Source organism: Aestuariivirga sp., assembly GCF_965227715.1.
In the GTDB taxonomy this organism is placed as follows: Bacteria; Pseudomonadota; Alphaproteobacteria; order Rhizobiales; family Aestuariivirgaceae; genus Aestuariivirga.
This window is the reverse complement of record NZ_OZ245771.1, coordinates 1,495,708-1,510,551: the sequence shown is the minus strand read 5'-3', so window position 1 is coordinate 1,510,551 and position 14,844 is coordinate 1,495,708. Positions and strand designations below refer to the sequence as shown.

The 14,844-nt window shown below is 61.8% G+C and carries 13 protein-coding genes; 8 read left to right on the top strand and 5 right to left on the bottom strand.

The features are described 5' to 3' along the window. Positions 1-15: 15 nt before the first annotated feature. From puuE to ACO06F_RS07180, 7 genes are all read left to right on the top strand, one after another. Positions 16-927, top strand: coding sequence for an allantoinase PuuE (puuE, locus tag ACO06F_RS07210; RefSeq protein WP_421696010.1), 912 nt, complete (start codon positions 16-18; stop codon positions 925-927). Positions 928-939: 12 nt separating this feature from the next. Further along, positions 940-2,265 carry a histidinol dehydrogenase gene (gene hisD / locus ACO06F_RS07205; RefSeq protein ID WP_421696009.1) on the top strand — a complete coding sequence of 442 codons (1,326 nt, stop codon included), beginning with the start codon at positions 940-942 and terminating at the stop codon, positions 2,263-2,265. Further along, on the top strand, positions 2,262-3,929 hold the full coding sequence (locus ACO06F_RS07200) for a thiamine pyrophosphate-binding protein (protein ID WP_421696008.1): 1,668 nt from the start codon (positions 2,262-2,264) through the stop codon (positions 3,927-3,929). The genes hisD and ACO06F_RS07200 overlap by 4 nt, the downstream gene beginning before the upstream one ends. 42 nt (positions 3,930-3,971) lie before the next feature. Continuing rightward, positions 3,972-4,754, top strand: a complete 783-nt coding sequence (locus ACO06F_RS07195; protein ID WP_421696007.1) for a hypothetical protein — start codon at positions 3,972-3,974, stop codon at positions 4,752-4,754. Positions 4,755-4,792: 38 nt separating this feature from the next. Then, a complete protein-coding gene (locus ACO06F_RS07190; RefSeq protein WP_421696006.1) occupies positions 4,793-6,754 on the top strand; it encodes a CHASE2 domain-containing protein in 1,962 nt (653 codons plus the stop codon). 154 nt (positions 6,755-6,908) lie between these two features. Beyond that, a complete protein-coding gene (locus tag ACO06F_RS07185; protein ID WP_421696005.1) occupies positions 6,909-7,706 on the top strand; it encodes a FecR family protein in 798 nt (265 codons plus the stop codon). Positions 7,707-7,796: 90 nt separating this feature from the next. After that, positions 7,797-8,141 carry a hypothetical protein gene (locus ACO06F_RS07180; protein ID WP_421696004.1) on the top strand — a complete coding sequence of 115 codons (345 nt, stop codon included), beginning with the start codon at positions 7,797-7,799 and terminating at the stop codon, positions 8,139-8,141. Here the strand turns inward: ACO06F_RS07180 and ACO06F_RS07175 are convergent, their stop codons facing one another. The 5 genes from ACO06F_RS07175 to ACO06F_RS07155 all read right to left on the bottom strand — a co-directional run bounded on the left by ACO06F_RS07175 (position 8,142) and on the right by ACO06F_RS07155 (position 13,915). Further along, complete coding sequence (locus tag ACO06F_RS07175; protein WP_421696003.1) at positions 8,142-9,251, bottom strand: mandelate racemase/muconate lactonizing enzyme family protein; 1,110 nt, start codon at positions 9,249-9,251, stop codon at positions 8,142-8,144. Positions 9,252-9,267: 16 nt separating this feature from the next. Further along, positions 9,268-10,794 (bottom strand): sugar ABC transporter ATP-binding protein, encoded by a 1,527-nt coding sequence (locus ACO06F_RS07170; protein WP_421696002.1) that lies wholly within the window; start codon positions 10,792-10,794, stop codon positions 9,268-9,270. A 1-nt stretch (position 10,795) separates the two neighbouring features. Continuing rightward, on the bottom strand, positions 10,796-11,767 hold the full coding sequence (locus tag ACO06F_RS07165; protein WP_421696001.1) for an ABC transporter permease: 972 nt from the start codon (positions 11,765-11,767) through the stop codon (positions 10,796-10,798). Then, positions 11,767-12,783, bottom strand: a complete 1,017-nt coding sequence (locus ACO06F_RS07160) for an ABC transporter permease (RefSeq protein WP_421696000.1) — start codon at positions 12,781-12,783, stop codon at positions 11,767-11,769. Before ACO06F_RS07160 ends, ACO06F_RS07165 begins: the two co-directional genes overlap by 1 nt. 106 nt (positions 12,784-12,889) lie before the next feature. Beyond that, a complete protein-coding gene (locus ACO06F_RS07155; RefSeq protein WP_421695999.1) occupies positions 12,890-13,915 on the bottom strand; it encodes a sugar ABC transporter substrate-binding protein in 1,026 nt (341 codons plus the stop codon). 94 nt (positions 13,916-14,009) lie between these two features. Here ACO06F_RS07155 and ACO06F_RS07150 point away from each other — a divergent pair, with 94 nt between their 5' ends. Then, positions 14,010-14,717 carry a GntR family transcriptional regulator gene (locus ACO06F_RS07150; protein WP_421695998.1) on the top strand — a complete coding sequence of 236 codons (708 nt, stop codon included), beginning with the start codon at positions 14,010-14,012 and terminating at the stop codon, positions 14,715-14,717. Positions 14,718-14,844 lie beyond the last annotated feature (127 nt).

The following is a 14,844-nucleotide window of genomic DNA, read 5'->3' as shown; positions in this document are numbered from 1 at the left end:
TGAGGAGTGGGCGGCATGAGTGACTATCCGCGCGACATGAAGGGATATGGCCGGGCGATCCCCGACCCGCAATGGCCGGGCGGCGCCAATGTTGCCGTGCAGTTTGTGCTGAACTACGAAGAGGGCGGCGAGAACAATATTCTCCATGGCGATGCCGCATCCGAAGCGTTCCTTTCCGAGATCGTCGGTGCGCAGGCCTGGGTGGGGCAGCGCCACTGGAACATGGAGTCGATCTATGAATATGGCGCACGCGCCGGCTTCTGGCGGCTGTGGCGCATGTTCACCGGGCGCCAAGTGCCGCTCACCATCTATGGCGTGACCACCGCGCTGAAGCGCTCGCCGGAGCAGGTGGACGCGATGAAGGAGGCAGGCTGGGAAATTGCCAGCCACGGCCTCAAATGGGTTGAGCACAAGGATATGTCCGAAGAGGAAGAGCGCCGCCAGATCGCCGAAGCGATCCGCCTCCATACGGAGGTGACGGGCGAACGGCCCTTGGGCTGGTACACCGGCCGCTGTTCCATGAACACGACGAAGCTCGTGATGGAGGAGGGAGGCTTCCTCTATTCATCCGATGATTATGCGGATGATCTGCCCTACTTCCTGAGGAAGCCCGGCGGCGGTCAACATCTCATCATCCCCTATACGCTCGATGCCAACGACATGCGCTTTGCCACACCGCAGGGCTTCAACACGGGCGAGCACTTTTTCCAGTATCTCAAGGACAGTTTTGACTGCCTTTATGAGGAAGGCCGCCGCGGCAGCCCGAAAATGATGTCAGTTGGCCTCCATTGCCGCCTCATCGGGCGGCCAGGCCGCGCCGTGGGCCTGGCCAAATTCATCGATTATGTTCTGTCGCATGACAAGGTGTGGATCCCCCGCCGCATTGACATCGCGCGGCACTGGCACAAGACCTTCGGCACTCTCTGAACGGATAAGAACATGACCATCAGTTTCCACGATCTCTCGAAGATGACGCGCACCGCGCGCGACCAGCTCTTAAAGCGCAGCGAGGCAGATCTTGCGGAATTCGAGGAGAAGGTGAAGCCCATCATCTTCGCCGTGAAGACTGAAGGGGATGCAGCCGTGGCCCGCTTCGCCCGGCAGTTTGACAAGGCCCCGGTCGAGGCTGATGCGCTGGCCGCAACGGACGAAGATTTCGCGCGCGCTGAAAACACGCTGGATCAACAAGTGCGTGAGGCGCTGGAGTTTATGGCTGTCTCGATCCGTAAATTTCATGAAGACCAGAAGCCGCATGAAATGTGGTTTCACGAGATCCGCCCCGGCGTCTTCGCAGGCGACCGCACCACGGCCATTCCTTCGGTTGCCTGCTACATTCCGCGTGGCAAGGGTGCGTTTCCATCCTCCGTGCTGATGCAGGCGATCCCTGCCAAGGTCGCGGGCGTCAAAGAAATCTGCATCATCACGCCACCGGGCCCTGATGGTCGTATCGATGATGCAACGCTCGTTGCCGCGCGCATGGCGGGGGTGAGCAAAGTCTTCAAGGCCGGTGGCGCGCAGGGCATTGCTGCCGTGGCCTATGGCACGGAGACGATCCCCAGATGCAGTAAGGTCGTCGGGCCGGGAAGTCCCTGGGTGGGGGCCGCGAAGCGCCTCGTCTCGCATTTGATTGACGTTGGAACGCCCGCAGGCCCCAGCGAGTTGATTGTGCTGGCGGATGAGACAGCGGATGGCCGCCTCGCCGGCCTCGATCTCATTATCGAATCTGAGCATGGGCCGGATTCATCCGCCTTCCTCGTTACGTGGAGCCGCAAGGTCGCCGAGGATGCGATGGCGGCGATCCCCGAATTCTGGAAGCAGATGGGAGAACAGCGCGTGTCTTATTCGTCAACCGTGCTCGAAGGCCCCATGGGTGGCATCGTGCTGGCGCGGGACGAGGAAGAGGCCATTGCCTTCTGCAATGATTATGCGCCGGAGCATCTGGGCGTTCATTCGGATGAGCCCTTCCAATATTTGGGCCGCCTCCAAAACGCGGGTGAAATTCTGTTGGGCCGGCACACGCCGCCGACGCTCGGCAATTTCGTGATCGGGGTCAACCATGTGCTGCCCACCAGCGGATGGGCCAAGACCGGCTCACCGTTGACTGTCTATGATTTCATGAAGCGCACTTCGGTGGCCTATGTCACCGGCAAAGCCTATCCGGAACTGGCGAAACATGCCGAGGTGATCTCGCGCTATGAGGGCTTTGACGGCCATGCCAATGCCGTGTCCGAAACCCGCGCGATGCTGTTGAGGACCAACCGATGACCGGCCGCAGTGGCGGGCAGATCCTCGTCGACCAGCTGAAAATTCACGGCACCAGCCATGTGTTCTGCGTGCCCGGTGAAAGCTATTTGGCCGTGCTCGACGCGCTTTATGATGCGGAGATCAAGACCATCGTGTGCCGCCAGGAAGGTGGTGCGTCCTATATGGCGGAAGCAGCCGGCAAGATCACGGGCAAGCCCGGCATCGTGATGGTGACGCGCGGACCCGGCGCCACCAACGCCTCCTGCGGCGTTCATGTCGCGGCACAGGATTCAACTCCGCTCATCATGTTCGTAGGCCAGGTCGCGCGTGACATGAAGGAGCGCGAGGCCTTTCAGGAGATCGACTACAAGGCGGTGTTCGGCTCGATCGCCAAATGGGTGGTCGAGATTGACCGCGCCGAGCGTATCCCTGAATTGGTAAGCCGCGCCTTCCATGTGGCGACCCAAGGCCGCCCTGGCCCCGTTGTGATCGCTCTTCCCGAAGACATGCTGACGGATGTGGTGGAGGCAGCGGATGCGCTTCCATTTGCACCCGCTGTGATGAAGCCTGGGCCTGATGACATGGACGCGCTTCGCCGCCGCCTGCTCTCAGCCAAGCGCCCCATTCTGCTGCTGGGCGGTTCCGGCTGGAGCGAGCAGGGTGTCTCAGACATTGCGCGGTTTGCGGAGAATTTTGAACTTCCCGTCGCCGTCAGTTTCCGCCGCCAGATGCTGTTTCCGGCGGACCATCCGAACTTCGCAGGCGACCTCGGCATCGGACCCAACCCGAAGCTTCTGCAGCAGGTGAAGGAATCGGACCTCATCCTGCTTGTGGGCGGCCGTCTCTCCGAGATGCCGTCACAAAGCTATACGCTGCTGGACATTCCGGGCGATGGCGCAAAGCTCGTCCATATTCATCCGGGTGCGGAGGAGTTGAACAAGGTCTATCGCGCCGGTCTCGGCATCCTCGCCGCGCCCCATGCTTTCGCGGCCAGCGCTGCGGACTTGCCGAGGCCCAACAGCGTGAACTGGGCCGGTGCTGCAGAGCGCGCGCATGCCGATTATCTCGCCTGGAGCGACCCCGCGAAGATCAGGACGGCGGGTGAGGTGCAGATGTCCGAAATCATGGCGCATCTGAGAGAGGTAATGCCGGCGGACACGGTTTATTGCAATGGCGCCGGCAATTATGCGACCTGGGTGCATCGCTTCTGGCCGTTCCGCAGCTTCGCCTCACAGCTCGCCCCCACCTCCGGCACCATGGGCTATGGCGTTCCGGCCTCGGTTGCCGCCAAGGCCCTTCAGCCCGGCCGGGAGGTGATCGCCTTTGCAGGTGACGGCTGCTTCATGATGAACGGCCAGGAATTTGCCACCGCGATCCAGTATGACCTGCCCATCATCGTCGTGGTCGTCGACAATGGCATGTATGGCACCATCCGCATGCACCAGGAGCGCGAATATCCCGGCCGGGTGTCTGCCACTGCACTCAGGAACCCGGATTTTGCTGACCTTGCCATTGCCTATGGCGGCCATGGTGAAACCGTTCGGGAAACCAAAGACTTCGCCCCGGCGCTGGACCGCGCCCGCCGGGCCGGAAAGCCGGCCATCATCCACTGCCTGATCGACCCCGAAGCCATCACCCCCGCCCGCAGCCTCTCAGAAATCCGCGAGGCCGCGCGGGCCAAATAGGAAAACTTGACGGCGGGTGCCTCCCGGCGCTCAAATACAGATATGACCACCGCTTCGCGAACCGAGCCCGTTCCTATCGCCGCACATGCAACCTGCGCTGCAGCAGGGGTGCGCGACGGCCTGCGGGCAGCGCAATATTATGTTCGGGATCTGGCCAATGCCGACCGTTTCGGAAAGGGGGAACCGGAGCGCGTGCCCTTCCTCTCGCGTGCCGTGGCGCAGGCTGCGCGCCTGGTGGACCGCCTGATGAATTGCGGTGCCAATCTCTCGATCGCGCTGTTCCTGCCGAGCTGGCGGAAGATGCCGTCACCCTTCACCCCCGGCCTGATGCATGATGTGGCGCGCGGCATCCGGGATGACAGCCTGATCCACAACCCGACTTTTAATGCCTATTTCTTCCGTGCCGCCATCCACATCGCCGGGCGTTATTCGGCTCCACCGTGGCTGATTCTCGAACACCGGGTGGATGCCGCCCGCCGCAGCCTGGGGCCACGCGCGGATGAGTCCGCTCCGGAGAATGAGATGATGGCGCGAATCCTGATCGCGCTTGCCGAGCAAGGTCCCATTGCCCGCATCGGCGCCGTATCCGAGAAGAACCGGTTCTTTGCGCGAGTCGAACCCAATGTGGCGGTTTTCGCCATCGCCTGCGTGGCGCTAATGTTCGCCGAAGAGGGAAGGCCTACCGAAGCTATTGACGAGGATGAGTTCTTCTCCGTTACTGGCGCGCTGATCGGCCCGCGTCTCCCGGTGATTGCGGGCTATATCGAGATCCACGATGAGGCAGGGCTCGCCCGGGAACTCACCGACATCAAGTCCATGTACTGAGGCAAGCCGTTGGGGCGGGCGCCCGGGCGGGGCACAGGATGAAGAAGGCGAGAAGCGGCGGGTTCATCATCGGCGTCGCAGTCGCCGGGCTGCTGACGGTCTTGCGCTGGCTGGACCCGCAGCCATTGCAGGATCTGCGCGCGGCATCCTTCGATATCTACCAGCAGCTTAAGCCGCGTGTGGCGGTTGAAACCCCCGTGGCCGTCGTCACCATCGATGAAGCGTCCCTGGCACAGCAGGGCCAATGGCCCTGGCCGCGGCGCACGCTGGCGCGCCTGACGGACCGGCTGTTCGAGGCCGGAGCAGTCTCCGTCGCCTTCGATATTCTATTTGCCGAGCCCGATCGCCTCTCGCCGCGGGAATTGGCCAAGAGCCTCGCACCGTCGGAGCGCGCGGCCCTTGAGGCCCTGGGAGATGGTGACGCGGTTTTCGCACGATCCATGACGGCAGGGCCCGTATCCCTGGCCTTCGCTGACAAGCCGGGGGAGGGACCCTTGCCCACCCCCAAGGCCGGGTTTGTTGTTTCGGGCGAAGAAGTTGCGAGTGGTCTTACGCAAATTGAAAACGCGATTATGCCGATGCCCGAACTGACCGCTTCGGCGGCGGGGCTTGGACACATCAGCCTCAGCGGAGAGCAGGTTGGCTCCCGCGTGCGGCAGGTGCCGCTTCTTCTGGCGGGCGGCGGTAATCTCTATCCCGCTCTGCTTCTGGAGGCGCTGCGGCTGGGGCTTGGAGCCTCAACCTATATCGTGCAGGCCGACCCGACCTACCCAGGCATCGCACAGTCTCTCCGGGTGGGAGATGTGACGGTGCCGCTGTCCGAAGATGGGCAGTTCCGCTTCTACGCAGCCCCGGGCGATACCGGGCGCTTCATTCCCGCAGGAAGGCTGCTGTCCCCCGCGCCGCTGAGCCTTGACGAGAAAACCAGGCTCGAAGGCGCCATCGTGCTGGTTGGCGTTTCTGCCGCCGGACTGCAGGACATCCGGGTGACACCACTCTCCGAGCCCGTTCCAGGGGTCGCCATTCACGCTCAGATTCTGGAGCAGATCCTGGCCGGGCAATTCCTCAACCGTCCAGCCTGGCTTGATGGTGCAGAAGTGATCGCCATTGCCGCGCTGTCGCTTCTTCTGGCGGTGCTGGCAAGTTTCGTGGGGCCGCTGGTGGCGCTGGCATCGGCGGCCGTGGCGGGCGCCGTCATTCTTGCGCTGTGCTGGTATCTGTTCGCCTCGCAAGGCCTGCTGGTCGATCCGGTGGCGCCACTGGGCGGCGCGCTCATCACCGTCTTCTGCACCACCGCCTTCTGGTATGTGGTGATCGAGCGTGAGCGCCGCTACATCCGCCAGGCCTTTGGACGATACGTTTCCCCCACCTTGCTGGCGCGGATCGAACAGAGTCCGGATGCGCTGAGGCTGGGTGGCGTCAACCGTGAGATCACGGTTCTCTTCATGGATGTCAGGGATTTTACCGCCCTGAGCGAGACATTGGCCCCGCAGGAGACCATCCGTTTTCTCAACAAGCTTCACGGCGCGCTCAGCGTGCCGGTGGTGGAGTGTGATGGGACGCTCGACAAGTTCATTGGCGACTCGCTGATGGCATTCTGGAACGCACCACTCGATGTGGGCGATCATCCGGCCAAGGCGGCGGAAGCAGCCCTGCGCATGCGCGATGCGATGGCGGAACTGAACCGAACGGATGCGCTGGGCTTGGGGCCAGGCCATGAGGTGCGGATCGGCATCGGCATTCACACAGGGGTTGCCTGCGTGGGCAATGTCGGAACGTTGAAGCGGCTCAGCTATTCAGCGGTGGGGGACACGGTGAATACCGCCGCGCGGATCGAGTCGGCCTGCAAGGAAATCGGAACTGATATTCTGGTGTCGGAGCAGACCGCACGGCGCATTCCCGGCTATGGAACGGTCCATGCCGGAAAGGTGGCCCTCAAAGGAAAGAGCGAACCATTCGACGTTTTCTTTCTCCCAGGCCGGAGCGAACCTCAATCATGAATTGATGAAATTGCCTTTTTGTGTTGCTTGACGAGGCTTCAACCGCGCTTGGGCTCTTGAACCGCGCTTGAGCCCATGACTAAACTAAGCACTTCTAAATTGCGCGGAGAAGCTGACGGGCCTCCCCGCTTTTGCTTACATGAGGAGTGACGGCATGACGACTCCCGGCCTCTCGCCTGCGCTGTTCATGAGCGCCATGGTTCTCACTCTCCTGGCCTCGGCTCACCCTCCTCGTGCCGCCGAGAAAGTGGGCGCGGCCGTTGATATTTCGACGCGGGTACAAGGCCAGAATGGCACCCTTTCCAAAGGCGATTCCATATTCCGGGACGAGACCATCCGCAGCAATGCCTCGGGCGTGGGCGCATTCATCTTCATCGACGGTACCAAACTGGCCGTCGGCCCCAATTCATCCGTGGTCATCGATGAATATGTCTTCGGCGGGGGCGGCACCGTCAAGAAGCTCGCCATCGGCGCAACCAAGGGCACACTGCGCTGGATCAGCGGCAAATCGGATCACAAGGCCTACAGGCTGCAAACGCCATCTGGGACGCTCGGCGTGCGCGGCACGGCGTTTGACATCTATATCGGTCCTGACGGCGTCACCGCAGTCACGTTGCTGAGCGGCGCGGCCGATTTCTGCAATGCAGGCGGATGCCAGACTTTGCGCCGGCGTTGCGACTTCATCATAGCCCGTCCCCGTGGGGATATCACCCGACCAAAGGGCATCGTGCGGAACATTGGCATCAAGGTGAACGGCAGTGATGCGTTCCCCTTCCTGTCTGGCAAGGCCGGGCTGCCGCGCGGGTTCGATATAAACTCCACCTGCGCCGGCCTTTCAGGCATCTCGCCCGATACGCCCAATGGAAATTCGGGCGGCGTGTTCAATCCGCCGGCACCGAAGAACGACAATCGCGGCGGCGACGGGCCTGGCACGGACGGCCCCAAAAATTAATTCGCGAATATTCTTCCTTGTGATGCAGACCACAGCAAGAAGAAGGGTGCGGGACTAGGGTCCTCCTATCAACAAAGGAGGAACCACCCGATGCTTACCAAGTCAATCTTCGCTGCCGCCGCCCTTCTCGCCTTCGCCGTGATCCCCGCCCAGAACGCCGAGGCGAACTCCCACGTCAACATCGGGGTCGGCATCGGCCTCGGCGCCGGCGGCTTCTACGCCCCCGGCTATTATGGCCCGGCCGACTACTATCAGCCCTACTACGGAGTCAGCTGCTATCAGGCCAAGAAGATCGTGCGCGGCAGCGGCTTCTACAACGTGACCGCCACCGACTGCTCGGCCCCGAGCTACCGCTTCGTGGCCTGGCGTTCCGGCAACAAGTTCCGGGTGCGCATCAACAGCGCGGGCAACATCACCGGCGTCTCGCCGCTCTGATCAGGCGAGAACGAAAGCCGATCCCGGTACCGTGGCCTTGGCAATCGCCTGGAAATCCCAGGCGATGCCAAGGCCCGGCTCGTTCGATGGAATGGCGTGGCCTTCCGCGATAAGCATCGGCTCCGTCGTCAGTGAATCGATCTGCGGAATATATTCTACCCAGCGGGCATTGGGCACGGCGGCGCACAAAGACACATGAAGCTCCATCAGAAAATGCGGGCAGATGGGTACATTGAAGCACTCCGCCAGATGCGCGACCTTGAGCCATGGTGTTATGCCGCCAACCCGCGCCACGTCCGCCTGCACAATCGAGCACGCCCCACGCTCCAGATATTCCCGGAAATTCAAATGGCTGTAGAGGCTCTCCCCCACCGCCACGGGAATCGTTGTGCTCTGCGAGAGACGCACATGGCCGCTGATGTCATCCGCCGTCAGCGGCTCTTCGAACCAGGCGATGTCGATGGGTGTCAGGCAGCGGGCCCGGCGGATCGCCTCGTCCACGGTGAAGCGCTGGTTGGCATCCGTCATGATCTCGAAGGCAGGGCCAACGGCCTCCCGCACCGCCTGAAGCCGGGCCACGTCTTCGGACACGTGTGGCCGGCCGACCTTTATCTTTGAGCCACCAAAACCCTTGGCCTTGGCCTCGAGCGCATCGTCGACCAAGGCCTGGGTGTCGATGTGGAGCCAGCCGCCCTCCGTCGTATAAAGCGGCACGCGCGACTGGGCGCCTCCCGCCATGCGGTGCAAAGGCTCACCCATGCGGCGGCACTTCAGGTCCCATAGGGCGGTGTCGATTGCCGCCAGCGCCAGCGATGTGATGGCACCCACCGTGGTGGCGTGGGTGAGAAAGTACAGGTCGCGCCAGATCTTCTCGATCTCGAGCGATTCGCGTCCGACCAGTGCTGGCCCGAGCGTGCGGCGGATCAGTTCCATGATGGAAGGTCCACCGGTGCCGATCGTGTAGCTGTATCCCGTCCCCACCGCGCCATCGGCATCATAAATGCGGATAATGGGTGTTTCCTGGCTCACGAAGGACTGGATTGCATCGGTGCGCTTCACCTTGGGCTGCAAATCCACCATCAGAGCTTCCACGCGGGTGATCTTCGCCATCTCTCTTCTCCTCAGCTCACCCGGCACGCGCCGAAGCGGCGGTAGCACGGCCATGGATCAGCCCCATGATGGCGGTGCTCACGCGCTCATAATTCCGGTCATTCTCGACGAGACCTTCGATGCGGCCGTCAACCATCACGGCCACACGATCCGCCACATCCACCATTTCCGTGAGATCCGAGGTGATGAGCAGGACGGCCGTACCGCCTTCGGCCAACTCATGAATGAGATCGTGGAGATAGGCCTTGGTCTTGATATCGATGCCGACCGAGGGCTCATCGATGATGAGAAGCTTGACGCCCGCCGCAATCCACTTCGCGACCGAAACCTTCTGCTGATTTCCGCCGGAGAGGTTTCCAATCGTCTGATCCAGCGACGGTGTCTTCACCTCGAGCTTTCGCAAGATGGGCCCCACCTTGGTTGCAACAGTTCCATCACGGAGGAAGCCAACTGCACTGGCGAGCGTCCGCCACACGGTGATCCCTGCATTGGCAAGAACCGAATGCAGGAGGATAAGGCCCTCGCCCTTCCGGTCTTCGCTGACATAGCCGATGCCGAGGTCCAGTGCTTCCGCCACGGAGCCGATCTTTCGCGGCTCTCCCGAAACCAGAATCTCGCCGCCGGTTTTCCGGGCGAGCCCGAGCACCGCCTTGGCGAGTTCGCTGCGGCCAGCGCCGACCAAGCCATAGAGACCGAGAATTTCACCCGGCCGCACCGAGAGCGAAACCTTGTGGTGCCCGGCGGCCGATGAGTAATCGCGCAGTTCGAAGTAGGGGGTGGCTGCGGGCTGAGGCCTTGGCGCGCGGCGCGATATGCGCTCGGCACGGCCGATCATCATCTTCACCACATCGTCCCGATTGAGAGACTTGAGCGATGCACTGTCACACGCGTTGCGGCCGTCCCGCAGTACGGTGACGGTGTCGCATATGTCGAACACCTCTTCGAGCTTGTGGCTCACGAAGCCGATGGCCACACCCTGGTCCCGAAGCTTCCGCAAGATGCGGAACAGAACCTGCGCCTCGCTGGGGGTAAGCGAGGCCGTAGGTTCATCCAGCAGCAGCACGCGCGATTGAAGTGACAAGGCCTTGCCGATTTCAACCAGCTGCATCTGCGCCACGCTGAGGCGCGAGACCGGCGTCATCGGGTCGATGTCGAGATCAAGCTGCAGCAGCCAGCGTCGTGCCTCCGCAGCGAGAGCAGGGTAGTTGACGGAGGAGAGCGCATGCTTGCCAAGTCTGTCGAGCATAATATTTTCGGCAACCGAGAAGCGCGTGACGAGATTTCGCTCCTGGTGCACTACGCCGAGGCCGCCCGCTGCTGCCTGACGAGGGTTGGCAAAGCGCGTGGGCGTCCCCTCCATGGTGATCTTGCCATGATCCGCCCGGTGGATGCCCGTCATGATCTTGATGAGGGTCGATTTGCCTGCGCCATTCTCCCCTAGAAGCGCATGAACGGAGCCGCCTCGCAGCGTCATCGAAACATCGTCCAGCGCCTTAACGCCTGGAAATGACTTGCTGACCCGTGAAACCTGAAGGGCCGTCATCTCAGCGTGCCTCGTTCAGCTTGGCGACACGGATTTCGCGGAAGCGGTTGATGCCCACCGCCCAGAGGATCAATGCGCCAAGCACGATCTGCACCACGAACGGGTCTATGGCGAACAGCACCAGAGCCTGGGTAATGATGGCAATGATGACAACACCAAAGAAGGTGCCGCCCACGCTCACATGCCCACCCGCCAGTACGGCGCCGCCGATCACGGGTGCTGCAAAGGAGGAGATCAACCAGTCGTCTCCGATAGTGGGCTGGCCGATCTGAAGCCGCGCCACCAGCATCATGCCGGCAATGGCGGCAAGGGCGCCCGAAATCGCGAAGGCCCAGATAATGGTGGCGGTGACGTTGATGCCGGAAAGCTCTGCCGCCGTGCGGTTGCCGCCCACCGCCAGAATATAGCGTCCGATGCGTAGCCGGTTGAACAGATACCACATGGCGAGCGAGGTGATGACCATCGGTACGATCAACCAGGGAATGGGCCCGAAGATCGAGAGGTTGCCAAAATCCTTCACCACCTGTGGCACACCATAGAAGGGCTGCGCTTCGGTGATGCCAAGGTTGATGCCCTTGAATATTTGCAGCCCCGCCAGCGTGATGATGAAGGCAGAGATGCCGGTGCGCGCGATGACGAAACCCGTTGCCGCGCCGGCGATTGTGCCAATGGCAAGGGCGACTACCACAGCGGCGGCGGGCGGCACGCCATAAAGCTCCATCACCGCCACAAAGCTGATGGCGACCAGGCCACCAAAGGCGCCCAAGGCCAGGTTCATCTGGCCGATGGCGATGATCACAAGCTGGCCAAGCGCCACCACCATGTTGACGGCAATGGCCGAGAGCAGCACGAAAATGTTGAAAGAAGAAAGGAAGCTCGGTTGCAGGATCGAGATGCCGACGATTGCGACGAAACACACGAGGGCAGGGCCCACCCAATCATTGTCGAACAACCGGTTCAGGGTGCGGGACATCAAATCAACCCTCTCGCGCGCAACATGGTCTGCCGCAGCCTGTCCGTCAGAACGGCGAGCAGCAGGATGAGGCCGAGGCAGGCCAGGATCCAGAACTCGCCCACGCGCATTAGCAGTAAGCCGCTGGTCATGATGGTGACGAAGGCCGCACCCAGCAGTGTTCCGACCACCGAAACGCGTCCACCCGACAGCAGCGTGCCGCCCAGAACCGGCGCCAGGAAGGCGGGGAGCAGCCAGTCCTGCCCCAGATGGCCAGCCATGGATGGGACTGCGGCCCCCGTTCGGGCCGTCAGCATGAGGCCTGCGAGTGCCGCGAGTGCACCTGTCAGCATGTGGCAGGCAGTGATAATGCGGCCGGTACGGATGCCGGAAAGCTCCGCCGCGCGCGGGTTGGCGCCCGCCGCCAGCATCCGCCGGCCCAGCGTGGTGAAACGGTAGAACAGGCTCAACGCACAGCATACGAAGAGCGTGATGACCAGCAGCACGGACACCTTGCCGAACAGCCGCATCTTGCCAAGTGCCGTGACCTCCGGCGGCAGCGCATTGAAAGCCTGCGCCTGGCTCAGAAAGATCATCACCCCGAAAAAGATGCTCATGCTGGCGAGCGTGATGATGAAACTGTGGACGCCCGAGCGCACTACGGCGTAACCATTGATGAAGCCGAGCATGGCGCCGAACAGGATTGCGGCAGGGACGGCGAGTGTGAGCGGCACCCCATGGGCCTGCGACATCCACCCGAAGGCCATTGCTGCGCAGACGCCGATGGCACCCACGGAGAGATCAAGGCCTCCGGTGACGATGACCGCCATCATGGCAAGGCCGATCATCGTGTCGATACCGACTTGCCGCCCGATGGTGAATAGGCTGAAGGGCGAAGTAAAGCCAGGGAGCGAGACCGCAAATGCGGCGAATGCGACGGCAATGAGTACTGCAAGGCCGAACTCGTTGCTGAGCAGCAGGCGCAACGCGCCGGAGCTGCGCGTGAAGTCCCTGCCTGCGTCAATCGTCTCGCTCACGGAATCAGTCTCATGTTGATGTGGTGTGCGACTTGGACCGTCATTCCGGCGAAGGCATCAATGAAGATCCTCTCCCCCGCATTGCGCGGAGGAGAGGCTGGTGGATTTACTTGCAGTCCATGTAGTCCTTCTCGAAATTCGCGAGAATATCCTTGGTGATGTTGCGCATGGCATCGACATAGGTGTCGACCTGCGCGGCATCCACGAACACCGTGCCCGAGTCGACGAACTTGGCCGTGAGCGCGTTGGACTTCCACGGTGCATCCGCCTTCAGCGTGCAGCCGGTGCGCAGCTTGTCCAGCACGTAGGAGCCTATATAGCCCTGGCCATAGGGGTTCTGAAGCATGGTGCCGTTGAGGTAGCCGTCCTTGATCGCCTGCAGCACAACCTCGTCATGATCGATGCCGACCATCTTGATGCGCTTGTCGCCGATCTTGCGCAGCGCATTGGCAGCGGTGACGGCTGGGACCCACGCCGTGGTCACGATGCCATCCACATTGGCGGCATTGGCTGCGAGATAGGCGTTGATCTTTTCTTCCGCCGGCTGGGGAGCATCGATGTCGGCAATGGCCTGCACGACTTCGACCGCGCCATTGGTTTCTGCCGCGGCCTTGTTCACCGCATCGATGCGGAGCTGCGTGTTGGGATCAACCAAGAAGCCGGTGAAATGCGCGATTTTGCCCTTTCCGCCCATCGCCTTGATGAGTTCCTTGGTGCCGAGATAGGCGGAATTGCCGGTATCCGTGCCCATGCAGAACAGGGCGGGAGTCGGGTCCTTCAGGCAGCCCGCCGTGGCAATCGCCTGCCCACCGTTCTCGGTGATTTCCTGCACCACGGCATTGGTGCCGACGGCATCGCCAGGGAAGATCAGGAAGGAATTATAGCCTTGGGTTAGCAGGCTTTCGAGAAGCTGGCTCTGCTGGGCCAGTTCCCATTTCTGCGGTACGCGGTAGTCCGCCGCACCCAGGTTGAAGTCCTTCATGGCGTCCTTGCCGGCCTGCTCCCAGGCGGCGAAATAGGGGTGGGGACCACCCGGAACGAGCGCCACTTTGGTGCCCGGATCGGCCAGGGCGGGGGTTAAGGCCGCAGCGCAGAGTCCCACTGCAGCGACCAGCTTAGCAACTGTTCTCATGACGTTTTCTCCCATGGGCGGCGGCAGAATTGCGTTGATCTTTGGGCCGCTCACCGGCATGCTAGTATACAAGCCATGATGCGACAAGATTGAAATGGGCATCCCCGCAACCGAAGACGCGGTGGTCCGCCTGCTCGACAGGCGGCTCCCCGCCGCCGACCAGATCTATGGCCATCTCCGAGAAGAGATCATCACCTGCCGGCTGGGCCCCAACGAGGCGCTGAGCGAGAACCGTATCTGCGGCATGTTCGGCGTGTCGCGCTCTCCCGTGCGCATTGCGCTCACCCGGTTGGCAGAAGATGGGCTGATCGACATTTTTCCGCAGCGCGGAAGCTTCGTGGCACCCATTCGCATGAAGCAGGTGAAGGAAAGCCAGTTCGCCCGCACCGCACTTGAGATGGCTCTCGTGAAGGTCGCTGCCCAAAAATGGAGCACCGCCGATGCGGCTGAAGCGCATGTGAACCTCGCGGATCAGAAGCGACATGCCATGGCAGGCGATGCCTGGGGCTTCTATCTGGACAATGAACGCTTCCATCAGCTGATCGCACGGGCAGCGGACCTCGAAGGCGTGTGGAAAACGGTGCAGGGCGTGAAAATGCTGTGGGACCGGATTGGCCATCTCGCCAACCGCGTGCCGGGTCACCGCGAAGATATCATCGCTGAACATGAAGCTATCGTCGCGGCGCTGGACCAAGGTGATTCGGTGGCGGCAGTGAAGGCGATGAAATTGCATCTCCGCTCGGTATTCAACGCCATTGCGCGGCTCCGGCCGCTCCACGAAGATTACTTCACCGATACATAACAGCGTCGTATTGCATCCTTATGATGCATATTGGCCCGGGCCAGCCGCCGAAGAGTGACTTCCGGTTGACTCAAAGGCAATCAATTTACTGTTAGGAATTTGTGTGACATAAATAAGGTGGGAGTTT